The following is a 15,353-nucleotide window of genomic DNA, read 5'->3' as shown; positions in this document are numbered from 1 at the left end:
CCACGGGTCGTACTACCGGAGGAATCACCAGAATTGCCAGCCCCCTGTGTAGACGACCCAGACGCCCAGCAACCCATTCGTGACAGCGTGGGCCAGGATGGGCGACCACAGGTTGCGGTGCCTCATATACAACACGCCATACGCCACGCCGGCCACAATACCGGCCAGCCACAGCGTGTGTTCAAAGCCGAACAGCACGCATGGGATCACGAACGCCTTGAATCCGATACGCGCCGGATCAACGAGTGTGAAGTTGGCCTGTTCGATCCAGCGCATCAAGAAAGAGCGCCAGAACAATTCTTCCATGACGGGCACGATCAGCGCTGCGCCGGCGATACGCAGCGTCACCATCAGCCAGTCGATCTCGCCATTCGTGCGTGGATCGTAGCCGGGCGAGCTGCCCAGCGTCATCCAGGGCAGCGTCAGATTAACCCACAGCACCAGCACGATCACGCCGACGACCATCGCAACGAGCGTGTGCGAGAGGCGCAGGCCGAACCGGTGCAGCTCGTCATACTGGCGCCAGAACACGGCCAGCAACGCCAGCACGGCGCCGGCCTGTACCGGATACAGCCAGCGCAGGTCGGCCCGGCTCATGCCCATGCGCTCGAGCAGGTCGCCAATCACCATGAACAGGATATAGGTGCCGAATGGCAGAATCCGCGCCCAGGCGGCGCGGGTCAGGAAGGGTTCGTCGGCCGCAGGGGCCGAGGTCCCGGGGCCGGCTGGCCGGGCGGCACGCGATTCGTTGTTGTCGATCATGAAAAGTCGCTCCGCCTGGTCATTGGCTGCCCCTGTTGCTTACACGCCGCGCGAGCGCGCTTCGATCGTTTCCCAGCGCTCGAGTGCGTCAAGCAGCAAATCTTCGATTTCGGCAAAGCGCGCATTGATGCGCTTGGCGTCGGCCGGGTTCTGCTTGTAGAAGTCCGGGCCATTGAGCTGGGCCGTGATCGCCGACTGTTCATCTTCCAGCGTCGCGATCAGCTTCGGCAACTCTTCCAGCTCGCGTTGCTCCTTGTAGCTCAGCTTGACCTTCTTGGCGGCCGGGGCGGCCGTGTCGTCCGCTTTCGGTGCGCTCGTCTTGACCGGCGCCTGGACCACCGGCGTGGCAGCCTTGACGCGTTCCCAGTCGGTATAACCACCGACGAATTCGCGCCACTTGCCGGCGCCTTCGGCCACGATCACTTGCGTGACGACGTTGTCGAGGAACGTGCGGTCGTGGCTGACCAGGAACACGGTGCCTGTGTATTCCTCGAGCAGTTCTTCGAGCAGCTCGAGCGTGTCGATGTCCAGATCGTTGGTCGGCTCATCGAGCACGAGGCAATTGGCCGGTTTGGCGAACAGGCGCGCCAGCAGCAAGCGGTTGCGCTCGCCACCGGAGAGCGACTTGACCGGCGAACGCGCGCGTTCCGGCGAGAACAGGAAGTCGTTCAGGTAGGTCATCACGTGACGGCGCTGGCCGTTGATTTCGACCCAGTCGCTGCCCGGTGCAATGGTGTCGGCCAGGCTGGCTTCTTCATTGAGCTGAGTGCGCATCTGGTCGAAGTACGCGACGTTCAGCTTGGTGCCCAGGCGGACCTTGCCGCTGTCGGCCGTTTCTTCGCCCAGGATGATCTTGAGCAGCGTGGTTTTACCGGCGCCGTTCGGCCCGATCAGGCCGACCTTGTCGCCACGCATCAGGGTGCCGGTGAAGTTGTCGACGATGACCTTGTCGCCATACATCTTCGAGATGTTCTCGAGATCGGCAACGATCTTGCCCGAGCGTTCGCCCGTGGCCACGTCGAGTTTGATCTGGCCCTGCTGGTCGCGGCGCACCGCGCGCTGCGAACGCAGTGCTTCCAGGCGGCGCACGCGGCCTTCGTCGCGGGTGCGGCGTGCCTGCACGCCCTTGCGGATCCACACTTCTTCTTGCGCCAGGAACTTGTCGAACTTGGCGTTTTCGACTTCTTCATTGGCCAGCAATTCCTGCTTGCGCGCCTGATAGGTCGTGAAGTTGCCCGGGAACGACAGCAGACGGCCGCGGTCGAGTTCGATGATGCGGGTGGCAACGTTGTCCAGGAAGCTACGATCGTGGGTAATGAACAGGACCGAGCCGCGGAATTCGCGCAGCAGGCTCTCGAGCCACTTGATCGACGTAAAGTCCAGGTGGTTGGTTGGTTCATCGAGCAGCAGCACGTCCGGCGCCGAGACCAGCGCCACGGCCAGCGCGACGCGCTTTTGCATACCGCCCGAGAGCGTGCCCATCAGCGCGTCGCCCGACAGGTTCAGGCGGTCGAGCGTGGTCTCGACCTTGTGCGCCAGGTTCCAGCCATCGTTCGCATCGAGCTTGGTCTGGATCACATGCATGCGCTCCATCAGCGCGTCATCGTCGCCCTGGCCGAACTTGCCGGTCAGTTCTTCGTATTCGGTCAGCATCGCCTGCTGGTCGCCCATGCCACCGGCGACGACGGCAAACACCGTCATGCTCAGGTCAAACACCGGTTCCTGTTCAACATAGGCGATGGTGACGCCCTGCTGCATGACCAGCAAGCCATCGTCCAGGCGCGAGCGACCCGAGATGACTTTCAGGAGCGAGGATTTGCCGGTGCCGTTGCGGCCGATGAGGCCGACGCGTTCGCCGGTCTCGAGGGAAAAATCAGCGTGATCGAGCAGCGGCACGTGGCCGAAAGCAAGTTGAGCGGAACTAATGGAGATGACAGCCATGATCGGTATGCGTTTCGTCGCGCGAAAAATTTTTGGCGCGGGGGGAAAAGGTGCGTTGATTGATTAAGGGGCACATTGTACCGACTGCCGGGCATGAACCTGCATTTCTATTTCGATCCCGGCTATAATTGCAACCGGTTCACGGTACCAGCCCGCCCTGCGGGGCCTGCCCGCCGGACTGCAGGCTTGCCCTGCTTCGCGCCGTCAGCACCTGGCGGCGCGGGCGTCCTCCCCGTAGCACAATGGATAGTGCACATGCCTCCTAAGCGTGGGATACTGGTTCGATTCCAGTCGGGGGGACCACCTACACCCCGTCATCCACCCGCAAACTGCGCTTCATGGTCGACAACAACGCGATCATCGTCGCCTTGTCTTCCGCCGCCACATCGGCCAGCATTTCCTCGATCCAGCGTTCATGCACGGCCGCCATCTCGTCGAACGCCGCGCGTCCCGCTGGCGTCAGCTTGACAGCCGATGCGCGCCGGTCGTTCACATCCTGCACCCGCACCACCAGCTGCTCGCGCTCGAGCTGATCGGTAATCCCCGTGATATTGCCGCCTGTGACCATCATGCGCTTGGACAGTTCGCCCATGCGCAGGCCGTCCGGATGCCGCTGGAGCTGCGCCATCAGGTCAAAGCGCGGCAGCGTGATGTCGAACGTCGTGCGCAGGCGACTGCGGATTTCGTTCTCGATGCGCGTCGTGCACGACAGCATGCGCAGCCACAGGCGCAGCGATTGGTGATGTTCGTCCGTCAGGCGGCTTTCCATGTCCAGCTCGGCTGCCCCGCCCATCACTGGGTCTTGTTCACGTCCATCCACTTCCTGCATGCTGTCCTCAATCTGCGTTCGTGCGTAATTTAAAGCGTTGTAGTTTACCGGTTTCGGTGCGAGGCAGTTTTTCCTTGAACAAAATGGCCCTTGGGTACTTGTACGGTGCGATCTGCGCCTTCACGAATTCCTGCAGTTCGCAGGCCAGACCCGCCGACCCCACCTGCCCTGCGCGCAGCACGACATGGGCCTCGACCACCTGCCCGCGCTCGGGGTCGAGCCGCCCGACGACGGCGCACTCGGCCACCGCCGGATGGTGCAGCAGTGCTTCTTCGACTTCGGCACCGGCGATGTTGTAGCCGGCCGAGATGATCATGTCGTCGGTCCGCGAGCGGTAGTAGAAGTAGCCGTCGGCGTCCATTTCATAGGCGTCGCCGGTGATGTTCCAGCCATCCTGCACGTAGTCGAGCTGGCGCTCGTCGTCCAGGTAGCGGCAGCCGGTGGGGCCTTTCACGGCCAGGCGCCCGATCACGCCTGGGCCGACAGGTACGCCGTCGGCATCGAGGATGCAGGCCTGGTAGCCCGGTACCGGCTTGCCGGTCGCGCCTGGCCGGATAGCCGCGCCCGCGCTGGCGATGAAGATATGCAGCAGTTCGGTCGCGCCGATGCCGTCGATCATCGCCAGCCCGGTCGCCGCCTGCCAGGCCTCGCGCGTGGCCAGCGGCAGCGGCTCGCCGGCCGACACGCTGGCGCGCAGGCTGGTCAGCTCAAATCGATCCGCCTGCGCCGCCATCAGACGATAAAAGGTCGGCGCCGTGAAACACACGGTGGCGCGGTAGTCGCCAATGGCAGCCAGCAACGCCTCGGGGCTCAGACGTTCGAGCAACACACCAGCGCCACCGACGCGCAGCGGAAACAGCAGCAGGCCGCCCAGTCCGAATGTGAACGCCAGCGGCGGCGTGCCGATGAAGATATCGTCGGCGCACGCTTCCAGCATATGGCGCGGGAAGCAGTCGCACACGGCCAGCACGTCGCGGTGAAAGTGCATGGTCCCTTTCGGGATGCCGGTGGTGCCGGACGTGAAACTGATCAGGCAGACGTCGTCGCGCGCAGTGTCGGCCGCGAGGAACGGGGCGTCGTGGCGGGCCATGCGTGCTTCCAGCGCATCGGGTGCATCGGGCGCCGGCGTACCGAACACCAGGACCGGCACTTTCAGGCCGAGCGCATCGACTTCGTCCACCAGACCATCGGCGCACAGCACCGCATTGATGCGCGCCTTGTCGGCGATGGCGCCCAGTTCGCGCGCGCGCAGCAGCGGCATGGTGGGCAGCACGATGCAGCCGGCCTTGATCACGCCCAGGATGCAGGCCGCCATCATCGGGCAGTTCGCGCCGCGCAGCAGCACGCGGCTGCCGGTGGCCAGCCCAAGATCATGGCGCAGCACGTGGGCGATGCGGTCGACCTGCGCCAGCAATTCGGCGTAGCTCAGGCGTTCGCGCGCGCCGATCAGCGCCGTGCGCGCCCCCCAGCCGCGCGCGATGGCGTCATCGAGCAGCGCACTCGCGCAGTTCAGGCGCTCCGGATATTGCAGCTCGGGGAGGTCGAACAGGAAGTCGGGCCAGGTATCGGGCGGCGGCAAGTGTGCGCGCGCGAAGCCATCAGTGTGGCCGGAGGGGCACAGCGCTGCACTGGTGACGTCGTTCATGGCGTGATCCCCGGCTGACAACGAAGCAGTCGACCGGCAGCGCCGGTCAGGCAACACCCGCGGGATACTGTAAGTCCAAAGCACACCGACAGCTAGGAGATTTGTCGGGCAGACAGGCCATCGGCATCATGCACGCGCGGCGCGCTCGATCTGGCGCATCACCGCTGCCTGCGCTTGCGCCAGGCCTGCCGCCAGCGGCGCCCGTTCGAGCGCTTCGGCTGCGCCGTGCAAGCCAAGCATGGTACAGCCGGCGCGCAGACGCGCAAGCTGTTCGGCGCCCTCTGCTCCTTCGGTCAAACCACCCTGCGCCGCCTGCACCTGGCGCGCCAGGCCATCCAGATACACGCGCAGACGCTCGATGTCGATGCCAAGCCGGCGCACCACGGCGTCCGGAGCCTCGTCATTCGCGTCGGTCGCGTCGTTCGCGTTGTGTGCATCAGCCGCCGGGAACAGGCGCTCGAACTGGACGCGCACGTCGTCGTGGCGGAACGGCTTGACGATGTAGCCGCTGGCGCCGGCCTGCGCCGCCTCGTCCATCGTGGCGCTGTCGGACGCCGCCGAGACCAGCACGAACGGCAACGCCGCCAGCACCGGATCGTGACGCACGCGCTGCAACAGTTCGAGGCCCGACAGGTGCGGCATGCGCAGGTCGCAGAACACGATATCGGGCCGCAGGCCCGCTTCGAGCTGGCGCCAGGCATCGGCGCCGTCGTCCGCTTCGACGATCGCATGGCTGCCGCAGCTGTCCACCAGATGCATCAGCATCATGCGCGCCACTACGTCATCGTCGACCACCAGCACGTTCATCACGTCTCCACCAGATTCGTCAGAACCTTCATTATAAGCAGGTGTCAGGAGGGGGCGCCCGTTTCGAAGGCATCGAGGAAGCTGGCCAGGACCGGCAAGCCCGCGCGCAGGCGTTGCGCGTCGCGACCGTCGGCGGCGGCTTCCAGTTCGGCACACAGTGTTTCCAGCGCCGGCTCGGCCAGATAGGTGGCGCTGCCGCGCAGCCCGTGCAGGACCCGGCCCGCGGCCTCGAAATCGTCGCTTGCCAGCGCGGCGTCCAGCTCGGCGCGCCGGCGCGGCAGGTCGTTGCAGAATGCAGCGCGCAGGCGCAGCCCCAGAGTGTCGGCGCGCGCGGCAGGCGGCGCCGGCGCCGCCACCCCGAACAGCGCATCGAGGGCGGCCGGCGTAGGTGCAGCCGGCGTAGGTGCAGCCGGCGTAGGTGCGGCCGGCGCAGGTGCAGCCGGCGCAGGCGCAGGTACAGGCCCGTCCTCGATCAGCGGCAGCACGAATCCGCGCTGCAACTGGCGTTCGATCGCGCGTGCCAGTTGCAGGTGCAGCGCCGCTTCGTCGATCGGCTTGGTCAAGAACGCGTCCATCCCGCAGGCCAGATAACGTGCGCGGTCTTCGCCGCTGGCGTTGGCGGTGAGCGCCACGATCATCACGTGCTGGTCGAGCACCGGCGCGTCGTGCGGGCCGCCGGCGCGGATCAGGCGCGTGGCGCTGGCGCCGTCCATCTCGGGCATGCGGCCATCCATCAGGATCAGGTCGTAGCGTTTGCGGGCGCACGCTGCCACCGCTTCGACGCCGTTGTCGACGATGTCGATCGCATGCCCCATCTCCTCGACCATCAGACGCGCGATGATCTGGTTGGTCGGAAAATCCTCGGCGCATAAAATCGTCAGCCGGTGGCTGTGCGGCGCGCGCGTCACGTGCGGGACGTGAGCCGGTGCGACGCCGTCGCGCAGCGGCAGCAGCACGGAGAACACGCTGCCCTCGCCTTCGACGCTGCTCACGCCGATCGTCCCGCCCATCAGCTCGACCAGCTGGCGGCAGATCGCCAGACCCAGGCCCGTGCCGCCGTAGCGGCGCGTGGTGGTGGTGTCGGCCTGCTCGAATTTCTGGAACAGGCGCGGCAAGGCCGCTGCCGGAATGCCGATGCCGGTATCGCGCACCGTGAAGCGGATCATGTGGTGGTTGCTCACCCCATGCTGGTCGCTGGGCCGGCATTCGACATGGATCGTCACACCACCCGCGTTGGTGAATTTGAAGGCATTGCCGACCAGGTTGACCAGCACCTGGCGCACGCGTGTGGGATCGCCCGCCAGGTAGCGCGGCACGTTGTCGTCGACCAGCACCGAAAACGCCAGGTCCATCATGGCCGCCTGCTCGTCGAACAGGCTGGCCACATTGCGTATCTTGGCGTGCAGGTCGAAGTCGATCCGTTCCAGGGTCAGCTTGCCGGCCTCGATCTTGGAAAAGTCGAGCAGGTCGTTGATGATCCCCAGCAGGGCCTGGGCATTGGCCTGGCCGCGCAGGATCTGCTCGCGCGTGTTCTCGCGCAGCGCCAGGTCACGCAGCGCAAAGCCCAGCATGCCGATCACGCCGGCCAACGGCGTACGCATTTCGTGGCTCATATTGGCCAGAAACTCGGACTTCTGGCGCGTCGCATCCTCGGCGCGCTCCTTGGCCTGGCGCAGCACTTCCTCGTTGTCCTGCAAGGCGCGGTAGGCGCGTGCCAGCTCGTTGCTCTGGTGGCGGCCACGCCGCTCCTGCTCACGCAGTTCCTCCGTCTGGAGTTCGAGCATGCGGTTCTGCTGCTCGACCTGCTCGGTGCGCGCGCTTACCTGGTGCTCGAGGCGCTCCTTCTGGTGCCGCAGGCTCGCGAAGCGGATGCGCATGCCCAGGTAGATCGCACCGCAAATCAGGATGATCATCCCGATCCGGAACCACGCGGTACCCCACGGTGGTGGCTCGATCGTGATCGCCAGCGCGGCCACGTCTTCGCTCCAGACATCGTCCTTGTTGGCTGCGCGCACACGGAACACATAGGTGCCCGGATCGAGATTGGTGTAGGTGGCAAAGCGCTTGTCAGCGCCGGCATTGACCCAGCCCGCATCGAAACCATCGAGACGGTAAGCGAAGCGGTTGCGCTCGGGCGCGGCGAAATGCAGCGCCGCGAATTCGACCGTGATCACGGCGGCGTCGGACGGCAGCGTGATGGCGCTCGCATGCTCGATCGGTCCCGGCAACAGGCCCGGGAATACCTGCTCGACCGGCTGGTTGAACACCTGCAGCCCGGTGATCGTCGGGCGCGGCGGGATGCGGTTGTCGTGGATCGCGCGCGGATCGAACGCGGTCAGGCCATTGAAGCCGCCGAAATACAGCGTGCCATCGGTCGTTTTGAGCGCCGCCGTGTCGAAGAATGCGCCCTCGCTGATGCCGTCGGCGGCCGTGTAGCTGCGCCAGCGCCCGCTGGCCGGGTCGTAGCTCGAGATGCCGCTCGACGTGCTGGTCCAGATGCGTCCGTCCGCATCTTCCAGGATGGCCGACACCGAATCGTCGACCAGGCCATCACGCGTCGTGTAGCGCGTGAAGCTCAGGGTGCCATCCGGTCCCGTGACCATGCGGTTCAGGCCCACGCCGGTGCCGATCCAGATGTCGCCGCGGCTGTCTTCGAACAGCGACTGCACTTCGTTGTGGCTGAGACTATTCGGGTCGAACGGATCATGGCGGAAGTGGCGGAACCGCCCGCTGGCGCGATCGAGCAATTCCAGGCCCGACACCGTGCCAACCCAGAAGCGCCCGCGACGGTCTTCCAGCAGCGGCCGCACGGTGTCGTCCGTCAGGCTGGTCGCCTTGGCCGGGTCATGCCGCAGACTCGTGAGTGCGCGGGTGCCGGCCGCCATGCGATGCATGCCGCCGCGCGTGCCGATCCAGATCACATCGTCGCGATCGACCAGCATCGAGCGCACCTGGTTGGCGTCGGCGTCGCCTGGCAGCATGTAGCGCCGGAAGCGCCGCGTGGCCGGATCGAAGCTCGTCACGCCCGAGCGGCTGCCGATCCACAAGAGGCCAGCGCGATCGCGCACGATGGCCGCTGCCGGCACGTCGATCAGGCTGTTGGGGTTGTCCTTTTCATGCCGGTACACGTCGGCCTTGCCGGTGGCAGGATCGAACCGGTGCAGCGCGGTGGACGAACCGAGCCACAGATGGTCGCCGTCCTGCAGCAGCGCGCGGATCTTGTTGTCGGCCAGGGAATGGGCATCGCCGGGACGGCCAACGATGCGGGCAAAACCACCGCCGCCCAGGTCGACGCGCGAAACGCCGCCATACCAGGTGCCGGCCCAGAACGTACCGACGTCGTCGCGGTACAGCGCCGAGACATAATTGTCGCCCAGGCTGTGGCGATCGGCGACCTCATGGCGGAACGTGTCGAAGCGATCGCCCTGGGCACGCCAGCGATACAGGCCATCGTCGTGCGTGCCCGCCCACACCGTGCCGTCGGCATCCTGGCGCAGGGTCGTGATCCATTCGTTGCCGACACCATCGCCAGCCCCGAAGCGGCGCAGCGCGCCCTTGCCCGGCCCGCCCGGACCGTGGCGTTCGAGCCCGCCGTAACGGCCCACCCACAGCCGCTGCTGGCTGTCGACCAGCAGCGCATGCACCGGGAGCGCACGCCCGGCCAGGTCCGACGCATGGTGCTCGATGCGCTGGCGGTCCGCGCTCAGACTGTCCAGGCCTGCCGCGCTGCCGATCCAGAGGCGCCCGTCGCCGCCCAGCGCCAGCGCCTGGATCCCGTCACCGCGCAGCGTGCGCGGGTCGTTCGGGACATGGTGCCAGACCGTGAACTTGCCGGTGTCGATGTCGAAATACTGCAACCCGTCGGCGGTGCCGATCCACAGGCCGTCCTGGCCATCGCTGATCATCGTCTTGATCTGGCGGTTGCCGGCGCCGCGCCGCGCCGGCTCGTTGGGGGCGTACAGCGTGAAGCTGCGGGTGGCCGGATCGTAGCGATTCAGGCCGCCGTCGGTGCCCACCCACATGCGACCGTGGCGATCGAGCAGCATCGCGCGCACCCAGTTGCTGGCCAGGCTGCGCGGGTTGCCGATCTCGGTGCGGTAATTGACGAAGCGATAACCGTCGTAGCGCGACAGGCCGGACTGGGTGCCGAACCACATGAAGCCATCCGCATCCTGCAGGATCGACAGCACCGACTCCTGCGCCAGGCCGTGCTGTACCGACAGGTGATCGAAGCGCAACGTCGGTTCGGGCGCCGCTGCGCGCGCACGGGGTGAGCACAGCGCGGTCAGCGCCAGCAGCACCAGGATCAGGAACGTGCGCAGCATCGTCACGCCGCGAACAAGGCGAGCACGTCGCTGCTTTGCCAGGCGTGCAGAATCCCGCCCCGGCAGGCGTCGCGCGCATCATCTTCTGTCACGCCCGGTCTGGTTTTCTGTTTGTTCGTCACGCCAGCAGGTTAGCAAATTCTGCTTGTCTTGAGGCAAATATGGGATGGAAATGGCAAGAATTTGTCGCAGATTGTCGCTTGTGTGCCCCAGTCGCGCTGGATCGCTGCCACCCGACGCCTGGTCTTGCGAAACGCCAACATCGTGACGCCTGTACCGGTCGAGAATCCCGTCTTCCATCCAACCTTGCAACGCGATGGACGAATTCGGATCCAGAATTTCAAGCAGCGCGACGTTTGGTCAGGTCCAACTTACCGCATCAAGAGGCCACCTCATGCGTTTTACCGTCCTTAAGCAGCTCATCGCCGTCGCATTGCTCGGCAGCGCGAGCGGTATTCTATTTGCACAGTCGCTGCCACGAATCCTTCACGACCCGCTCCTTGAACTGGGTTATGAACAGGCAAAGATACGTTTCGAGCCGCTACCATTGCAGGCCATCGCCGGGTGCGACACGTTATCTGACAATGAATACAGTGTCGGTGTACATTTCGTCTTCGCCAAAGCAAGCGACAATGCGGGCCGAATCTTTTATCTGCTACATGGGTACGAAATCCGGAACAACCCCGAGCCTCCTCATTTCCCCAAGTATTCGACTGGTGGCCATGGATTGATCGTGATGGTCCGGGGTCCGGAATGTCTGATCATCGATAACGATGCCAGAGAAATATTCAGGAGTCCGGTTTTCAATGACGAATATCCCCAGGATATACACCAGAGGCTGGCAATCGACTTCGCCGCGCGGCTGTCCTCGGCCTTCGGCGGCAAAGAGAAGCTTCGGGCGCAAATCCTGAAGCAGCGCGTGGATCTCGACACGCTGCCCGACGAGCTTCGCCAGACATTCAGGGACTTGCGCCTGCCGAAATAGAGATCGCCAACTCGCTGGCGTTGACGCCCTTTTCGAAGCCCGTCAGATGGTCGATCAGATCCGGAATCAACAAATAGCGAGGCTGCTGCCATGTCGTCCAACACGATCAAGCCACTTGTTTGCGCCATCCTGTTCAGTACATTGAGCGGATTGCCGTGCGCCCAACCCCTGCCACGCATTCTGCAAGATCCCGTTCTTCGCCTGCGGTATGAACCCGTCACAACCCATTTCGCGCCCTTCCCGTCAACCTTACGCAAGGAGTGCCCGGCGCTGGACGAGGGCGGAAATCCACATCGCACCTTCTTCATTTTTGCCAGCGCAAGCGACGCCTCCGGCCGGGTCTACTACCTGCTCAACAGCTCTGAGGTTCGGCACCACGTCGACGATATGCGCTTCCCACGCAACATCACCGATGAATATGCGCCGATCATCATGCTGCAACATCAAGCGTGCGTCATCATCGATCACGAAGGCCCCTACCGACTGGCCGATGACGACTTCACCGAGGAATACTCGCGCGACATTCAGCAGCGTCTCATGATCGACTATGCAAACCGGCTTGTTGCTGCGTATGGCGGCAAGGACAAGCTCCGGATCGAACTCCTGAATCAATACGTCGACATGGACACGCTGCCGGAAGCACTTCGCTACGCATTCCGGAATCTGCATCTCATAAAATAAAAAAGCCGGCCCATTCGAGCCGGCTTGCATTCCAGGGATACCTCAATCGCCCCTGGCAACACCTTCCCGGCGCGGATCGGCGCCGCCGAACCACATCGGCACGCCTTTTACCATCACACGCTCGATGCCGTGCAGGCCCGACGTCTGCTCGCTGACCCGGATCGCGTGGCCACGTGCGCGCAGCACGTCGAGCGTGGCGTCGGGGAAGCGACCCCGTTCCAGCTCGGTCGGACCGTTGCGGCTGCCGAAATTCGGCAGCGCGATCGCTTGCTGCACGTTCAGGTCCCAGTCGAGCGTGCCCACCAGCACCTTGGCCACATAATTGATGATGGCCGGGCCGCCCGGCGAGCCGATGGCGAGTACCAGCTTGCCGCTGGCGCGGTCGAACACGATCGTCGGCGACATTGCGCTGCGTGGGCGCTTGTTCGCTTCGACGCGGTTGGCCACCGGGCCGTCGGCGTCACGCGCGCTGAACGAGAAGTCGGTCAACTGGTTATTCAGCATGAAGCCGTCGACCATCTGGCGCGAGCCGAACGCGTCTTCGATCGTCGTCGTCATGGCCAGGCCGGCGCCATTGCCGTCGACGACCGAGACGTGCGAGGTCGACGGCGTCTCGATCGCGTTGTCGGTGCCCCACGCTACTTCCATCCCGGGCGGCGTGCCGGCCTTGGCCTCGCCCATCGAACGCGCACCGACCAACTTGGCGCGCGCCGTCAGGTAGCCCTTGTCGATCAGGCTCGGGATGCCACGGCCCGGCAGCGGCACGAAGTCGGCGTCGGCGGCGTAGCGGTTGCGGTCGGCGTAGGCCAGGCGCCCTACTTCCGAGAACACGTGCACGGCGTCCGCGCCCGGCACGCCGTCTTTCGGCGCGAGCGCCTTCATGTCGAAGGTCTCGAACATGCCCAGCATCTGCGCCACGGCGATCCCGCCCGACGATGGCGGCGGCATGCCGCACACGGTGTAGGCGCGATAGTCGCTGCAGACGGGCGTGCGGACCTTGGGGCGGTAGTCGGCGATGTCCTTGGCTGTCAGCAGCCCTGGATTGGTCGGGTGCGCGGCCACTTTGGCTGCGATGTCACGGGCGAAGCGGCCCGTGTAGAACACGTCGGCGCCGCCGGCGGCGATCTCGCGCAGCGTGGCGGCCAGCGCCGGGTTTTTCAGCACGTGGCCGACCGGCCACGGTTTGCCGGCAGCGTCATAAAAATAGGCGGCGGCAACCGGGTCCTTGATCAGGAAGGTTTCGCCAGCGAGCATCTTGTGCATGCGCGGGCTGACCTTGAAGCCCTCCTCGGACAGGCGGATCGCCGGGGCGAACAGCGTCTTCCACGGCAGCTTGCCGTGCTGGCGGTGCGCCAGTTCGAGCATGCGCAACACGCCCGGTGCGCCGACCGAACGGCCGCCGACCACGCCTTCGGTGCGCGACAGCGGCGTCCCGTCAGGCCGTTCGAACAGGTGCTCGTCGGCCTTGCTTGGCGCCGTTTCGCGGCCATCGAACGCCTGCGTCTGCTTGCCGTCGTAATGGACCATGAACGCACCGCCGCCGATGCCCGACGATTGCGGCTCGACCAGCGTCAGCACCAGTTGCGTGGCAATGGCCGCATCGATCGCAGCCCCGCCCTGGTGCAGGATCTGGTAACCGGCCTCGACCGCCAGCGGATTGGCGGCGGTGACCATGTACTTCTTGGCCTGCCAGCCATTTTTCTCGGTGTAGCCAGTCGCCGCTTCGGGCGCGGCCTGCAGTGAATCCTGGGCCCACAGGGGCGTCGTCGTCGCGCCGGCCAATGCCAGGGCGAGCGCAAGCTTGCTGAGTGTGTTCAAACGGTTCTCCAAAATAGCAAACGGGCGCGTGACCTTAGGCCAGGCGCCCGACATCGAAGACATGCTACAGCATCTTCGAAATGCTTTCAGGACACGTCCCTGAAGAACTACTTTGGCTGCATGCGGATCGCGCCATCCAGGCGGATCGTCTCGCCGTTGAGCATCACGTTTTCGATGATGGCGCGGGCCAGGTGGGCGAACTCCGTCGGCAGGCCCAGGCGCGGCGGGAACGGCACCATCTTGCCCAGTGAATCACGCACCTCTTGCGGCATGTTCATCAGCATCGGCGTCTCGAAAATGCCCGGCGCAATGGTCATGACGCGGATGCCGTTACGCGACAGGTCGCGCGCCATCGGCAGCGTCAGGCCGGCCACGGCCGCCTTGGACGACGCGTAGGCCGCCTGCCCCATCTGGCCATCGAACGCGGCGACCGATGCGGTGTTGATGATGATGCCGCGCTCGCCGTGCTCGGCCGGCTCGGTCTTGCCCATGGCCTCGGCAGCCAGGCGCGCCATATTGAAGGTGCCGACCAGGTTGATGTTCACGGCGCGCTGGAACACGTCCAGCGGGTGCGCGCCATCCTTGCCGACGGTCTTGACGGCCGGCGCGACGCCGGCGCAGTTGACCAGGCCGCGCAGCGTGCCCAGCCCAACTGCCGCATCGACGACGGCTTGTGCGTCGGCTTCCTGGGTGACGTCACAGCGAACAAATTGACCCTTCAACTCTTCGGCCAGAGCCTGGCCTGCTTCGGCCTGGACGTCAGCGATGACGACGGTCGCGCCATTCGCGGCGAGCATGCGCGCGGTGGCCGCGCCAAGACCGGACGCGCCGCCGGTGACAATGAAAACGTTATCCTGGATATGCATGGTTGTCCCTTGTGAAAATTCTTGTACCGCTATTTTGCCCGGCTTTAACGTTTACGTAAACGTAAAGTAGGCGCATCAAGAACGTTCGGGACGACGCGCGGTCAGTTCAGAAGCACTGCACCGTGGTACCACTGCGGTTGCACAGGCGACCGGCGCTGTTCACGCTCGAGCTGCCCACGGCACCGGCGGTGGTGGCGCCAGTCGTGTCGGTGCAGGTTGCGCCGATGCACGGCGCAACCTGGCTGGTCGTTGGCACGACTGGCGTTGGGGCAGTGGTGGCTGGCGCAACGACCGTTGGGGCATTTGGCGACGCCAGGCGACCTGCACTATCGATCTGCTGCTGGACCGAACGGCGCGCGACCGGTTGCACGCCTTGCTCTTGCTGCGTCTTCGGTGCTGGCGTTGTCTGTGGACGCACGTTCTGCGGCGCTGGATGCGTGGCCGGGTCGATGTCCTTCAGCCGCGATGGCTCCTGGCGGCCCGTGGCTTTTTCTTCCTGGGTTTTCGGCTGCATGTCGATCGGCGCGGCGGGCGTCGAGGTTTGCTGGCCGTCGAGGGATGGACGGTACGTCTCGCCCGTGGCGGGCTGACCCTGGGTAGCACCTGTCGTCTGGGCACCGGCACTGGCAGCGGCAAGTGCCAGCAGCATGGCGAGGATGGTGTTGTTCTTGTTCATGGGAGACCTCTCAGGGTT

The 15,353-nt window shown here is 65.1% G+C and carries 11 protein-coding genes and 1 tRNA gene; 3 read left to right on the top strand and 9 right to left on the bottom strand.

Going from position 1 to position 15,353, the window contains the following annotated elements:
* Positions 1-24: 24 nt before the first annotated feature.
* Both AC1MGT_RS18530 and AC1MGT_RS18525 read right to left on the bottom strand, forming a co-directional pair.
* A complete protein-coding gene (locus tag AC1MGT_RS18530) occupies positions 25-762 on the bottom strand; it encodes a CAAX prenyl protease-related protein (RefSeq protein ID WP_499501501.1) in 738 nt (245 codons plus the stop codon).
* 39 nt (positions 763-801) lie between these two features.
* Positions 802-2,703, bottom strand: coding sequence for an ATP-binding cassette domain-containing protein (locus AC1MGT_RS18525; protein ID WP_183550195.1), 1,902 nt, complete (start codon positions 2,701-2,703; stop codon positions 802-804).
* Positions 2,704-2,931: 228 nt separating this feature from the next.
* Here AC1MGT_RS18525 and AC1MGT_RS18520 point away from each other — a divergent pair.
* Positions 2,932-3,006 (top strand) — tRNA-Arg (locus AC1MGT_RS18520).
* Between the two features lies 1 nt (position 3,007).
* On the opposite strand, the gene AC1MGT_RS18515 is transcribed toward AC1MGT_RS18520, so the two are convergent.
* The 4 genes from AC1MGT_RS18515 to AC1MGT_RS18500 form a co-directional block, all read right to left on the bottom strand.
* Entirely contained in the window at positions 3,008-3,532 is a 525-nt protein-coding gene (locus AC1MGT_RS18515; protein ID WP_499501500.1) for a MarR family winged helix-turn-helix transcriptional regulator, read from the bottom strand.
* Positions 3,533-3,539: 7 nt separating this feature from the next.
* Positions 3,540-5,177 (bottom strand): AMP-binding protein, encoded by a 1,638-nt coding sequence (locus AC1MGT_RS18510; RefSeq protein ID WP_499501499.1) that lies wholly within the window; start codon positions 5,175-5,177, stop codon positions 3,540-3,542.
* Between the two features lie 126 nt (positions 5,178-5,303).
* On the bottom strand, positions 5,304-5,984 hold the full coding sequence (locus tag AC1MGT_RS18505; RefSeq protein ID WP_499501498.1) for a response regulator: 681 nt from the start codon (positions 5,982-5,984) through the stop codon (positions 5,304-5,306).
* A gap of 44 nt (positions 5,985-6,028) precedes the next feature.
* The gene (locus tag AC1MGT_RS18500; protein ID WP_499501497.1) at positions 6,029-10,309 is read right to left on the bottom strand and encodes a hybrid sensor histidine kinase/response regulator; all 4,281 of its coding nucleotides are present in this window, start codon (positions 10,307-10,309) and stop codon (positions 6,029-6,031) included.
* A 394-nt stretch (positions 10,310-10,703) separates the two neighbouring features.
* On the opposite strand from AC1MGT_RS18500, the gene AC1MGT_RS18495 reads away from it, so the two are divergent.
* Both AC1MGT_RS18495 and AC1MGT_RS18490 read left to right on the top strand, forming a co-directional pair.
* Positions 10,704-11,294, top strand: coding sequence for a hypothetical protein (locus AC1MGT_RS18495; RefSeq protein WP_499501496.1), 591 nt, complete (start codon positions 10,704-10,706; stop codon positions 11,292-11,294).
* Positions 11,295-11,384: 90 nt separating this feature from the next.
* Positions 11,385-11,975, top strand: a complete 591-nt coding sequence (locus AC1MGT_RS18490) for a hypothetical protein (RefSeq protein WP_499501495.1) — start codon at positions 11,385-11,387, stop codon at positions 11,973-11,975.
* A 42-nt stretch (positions 11,976-12,017) separates the two neighbouring features.
* Here the strand turns inward: AC1MGT_RS18490 and ggt are convergent, their stop codons facing one another.
* From ggt to AC1MGT_RS18475, 3 genes are all read right to left on the bottom strand, one after another.
* Complete coding sequence (gene ggt / locus AC1MGT_RS18485) at positions 12,018-13,793, bottom strand: gamma-glutamyltransferase (protein ID WP_499501494.1); 1,776 nt, start codon at positions 13,791-13,793, stop codon at positions 12,018-12,020.
* Between the two features lie 107 nt (positions 13,794-13,900).
* Positions 13,901-14,659, bottom strand: a complete 759-nt coding sequence (locus AC1MGT_RS18480) for a 3-hydroxyacyl-CoA dehydrogenase (RefSeq protein WP_258836148.1) — start codon at positions 14,657-14,659, stop codon at positions 13,901-13,903.
* A gap of 106 nt (positions 14,660-14,765) precedes the next feature.
* Positions 14,766-15,335, bottom strand: coding sequence for a hypothetical protein (locus AC1MGT_RS18475; RefSeq protein WP_499501493.1), 570 nt, complete (start codon positions 15,333-15,335; stop codon positions 14,766-14,768).
* Between the last annotated feature and the right edge of the window lie 18 nt (positions 15,336-15,353).

Source organism: Telluria sp. BA11 (assembly GCF_056680305.1).
This window is presented reverse-complemented; position numbering and strand designations above follow the sequence as displayed.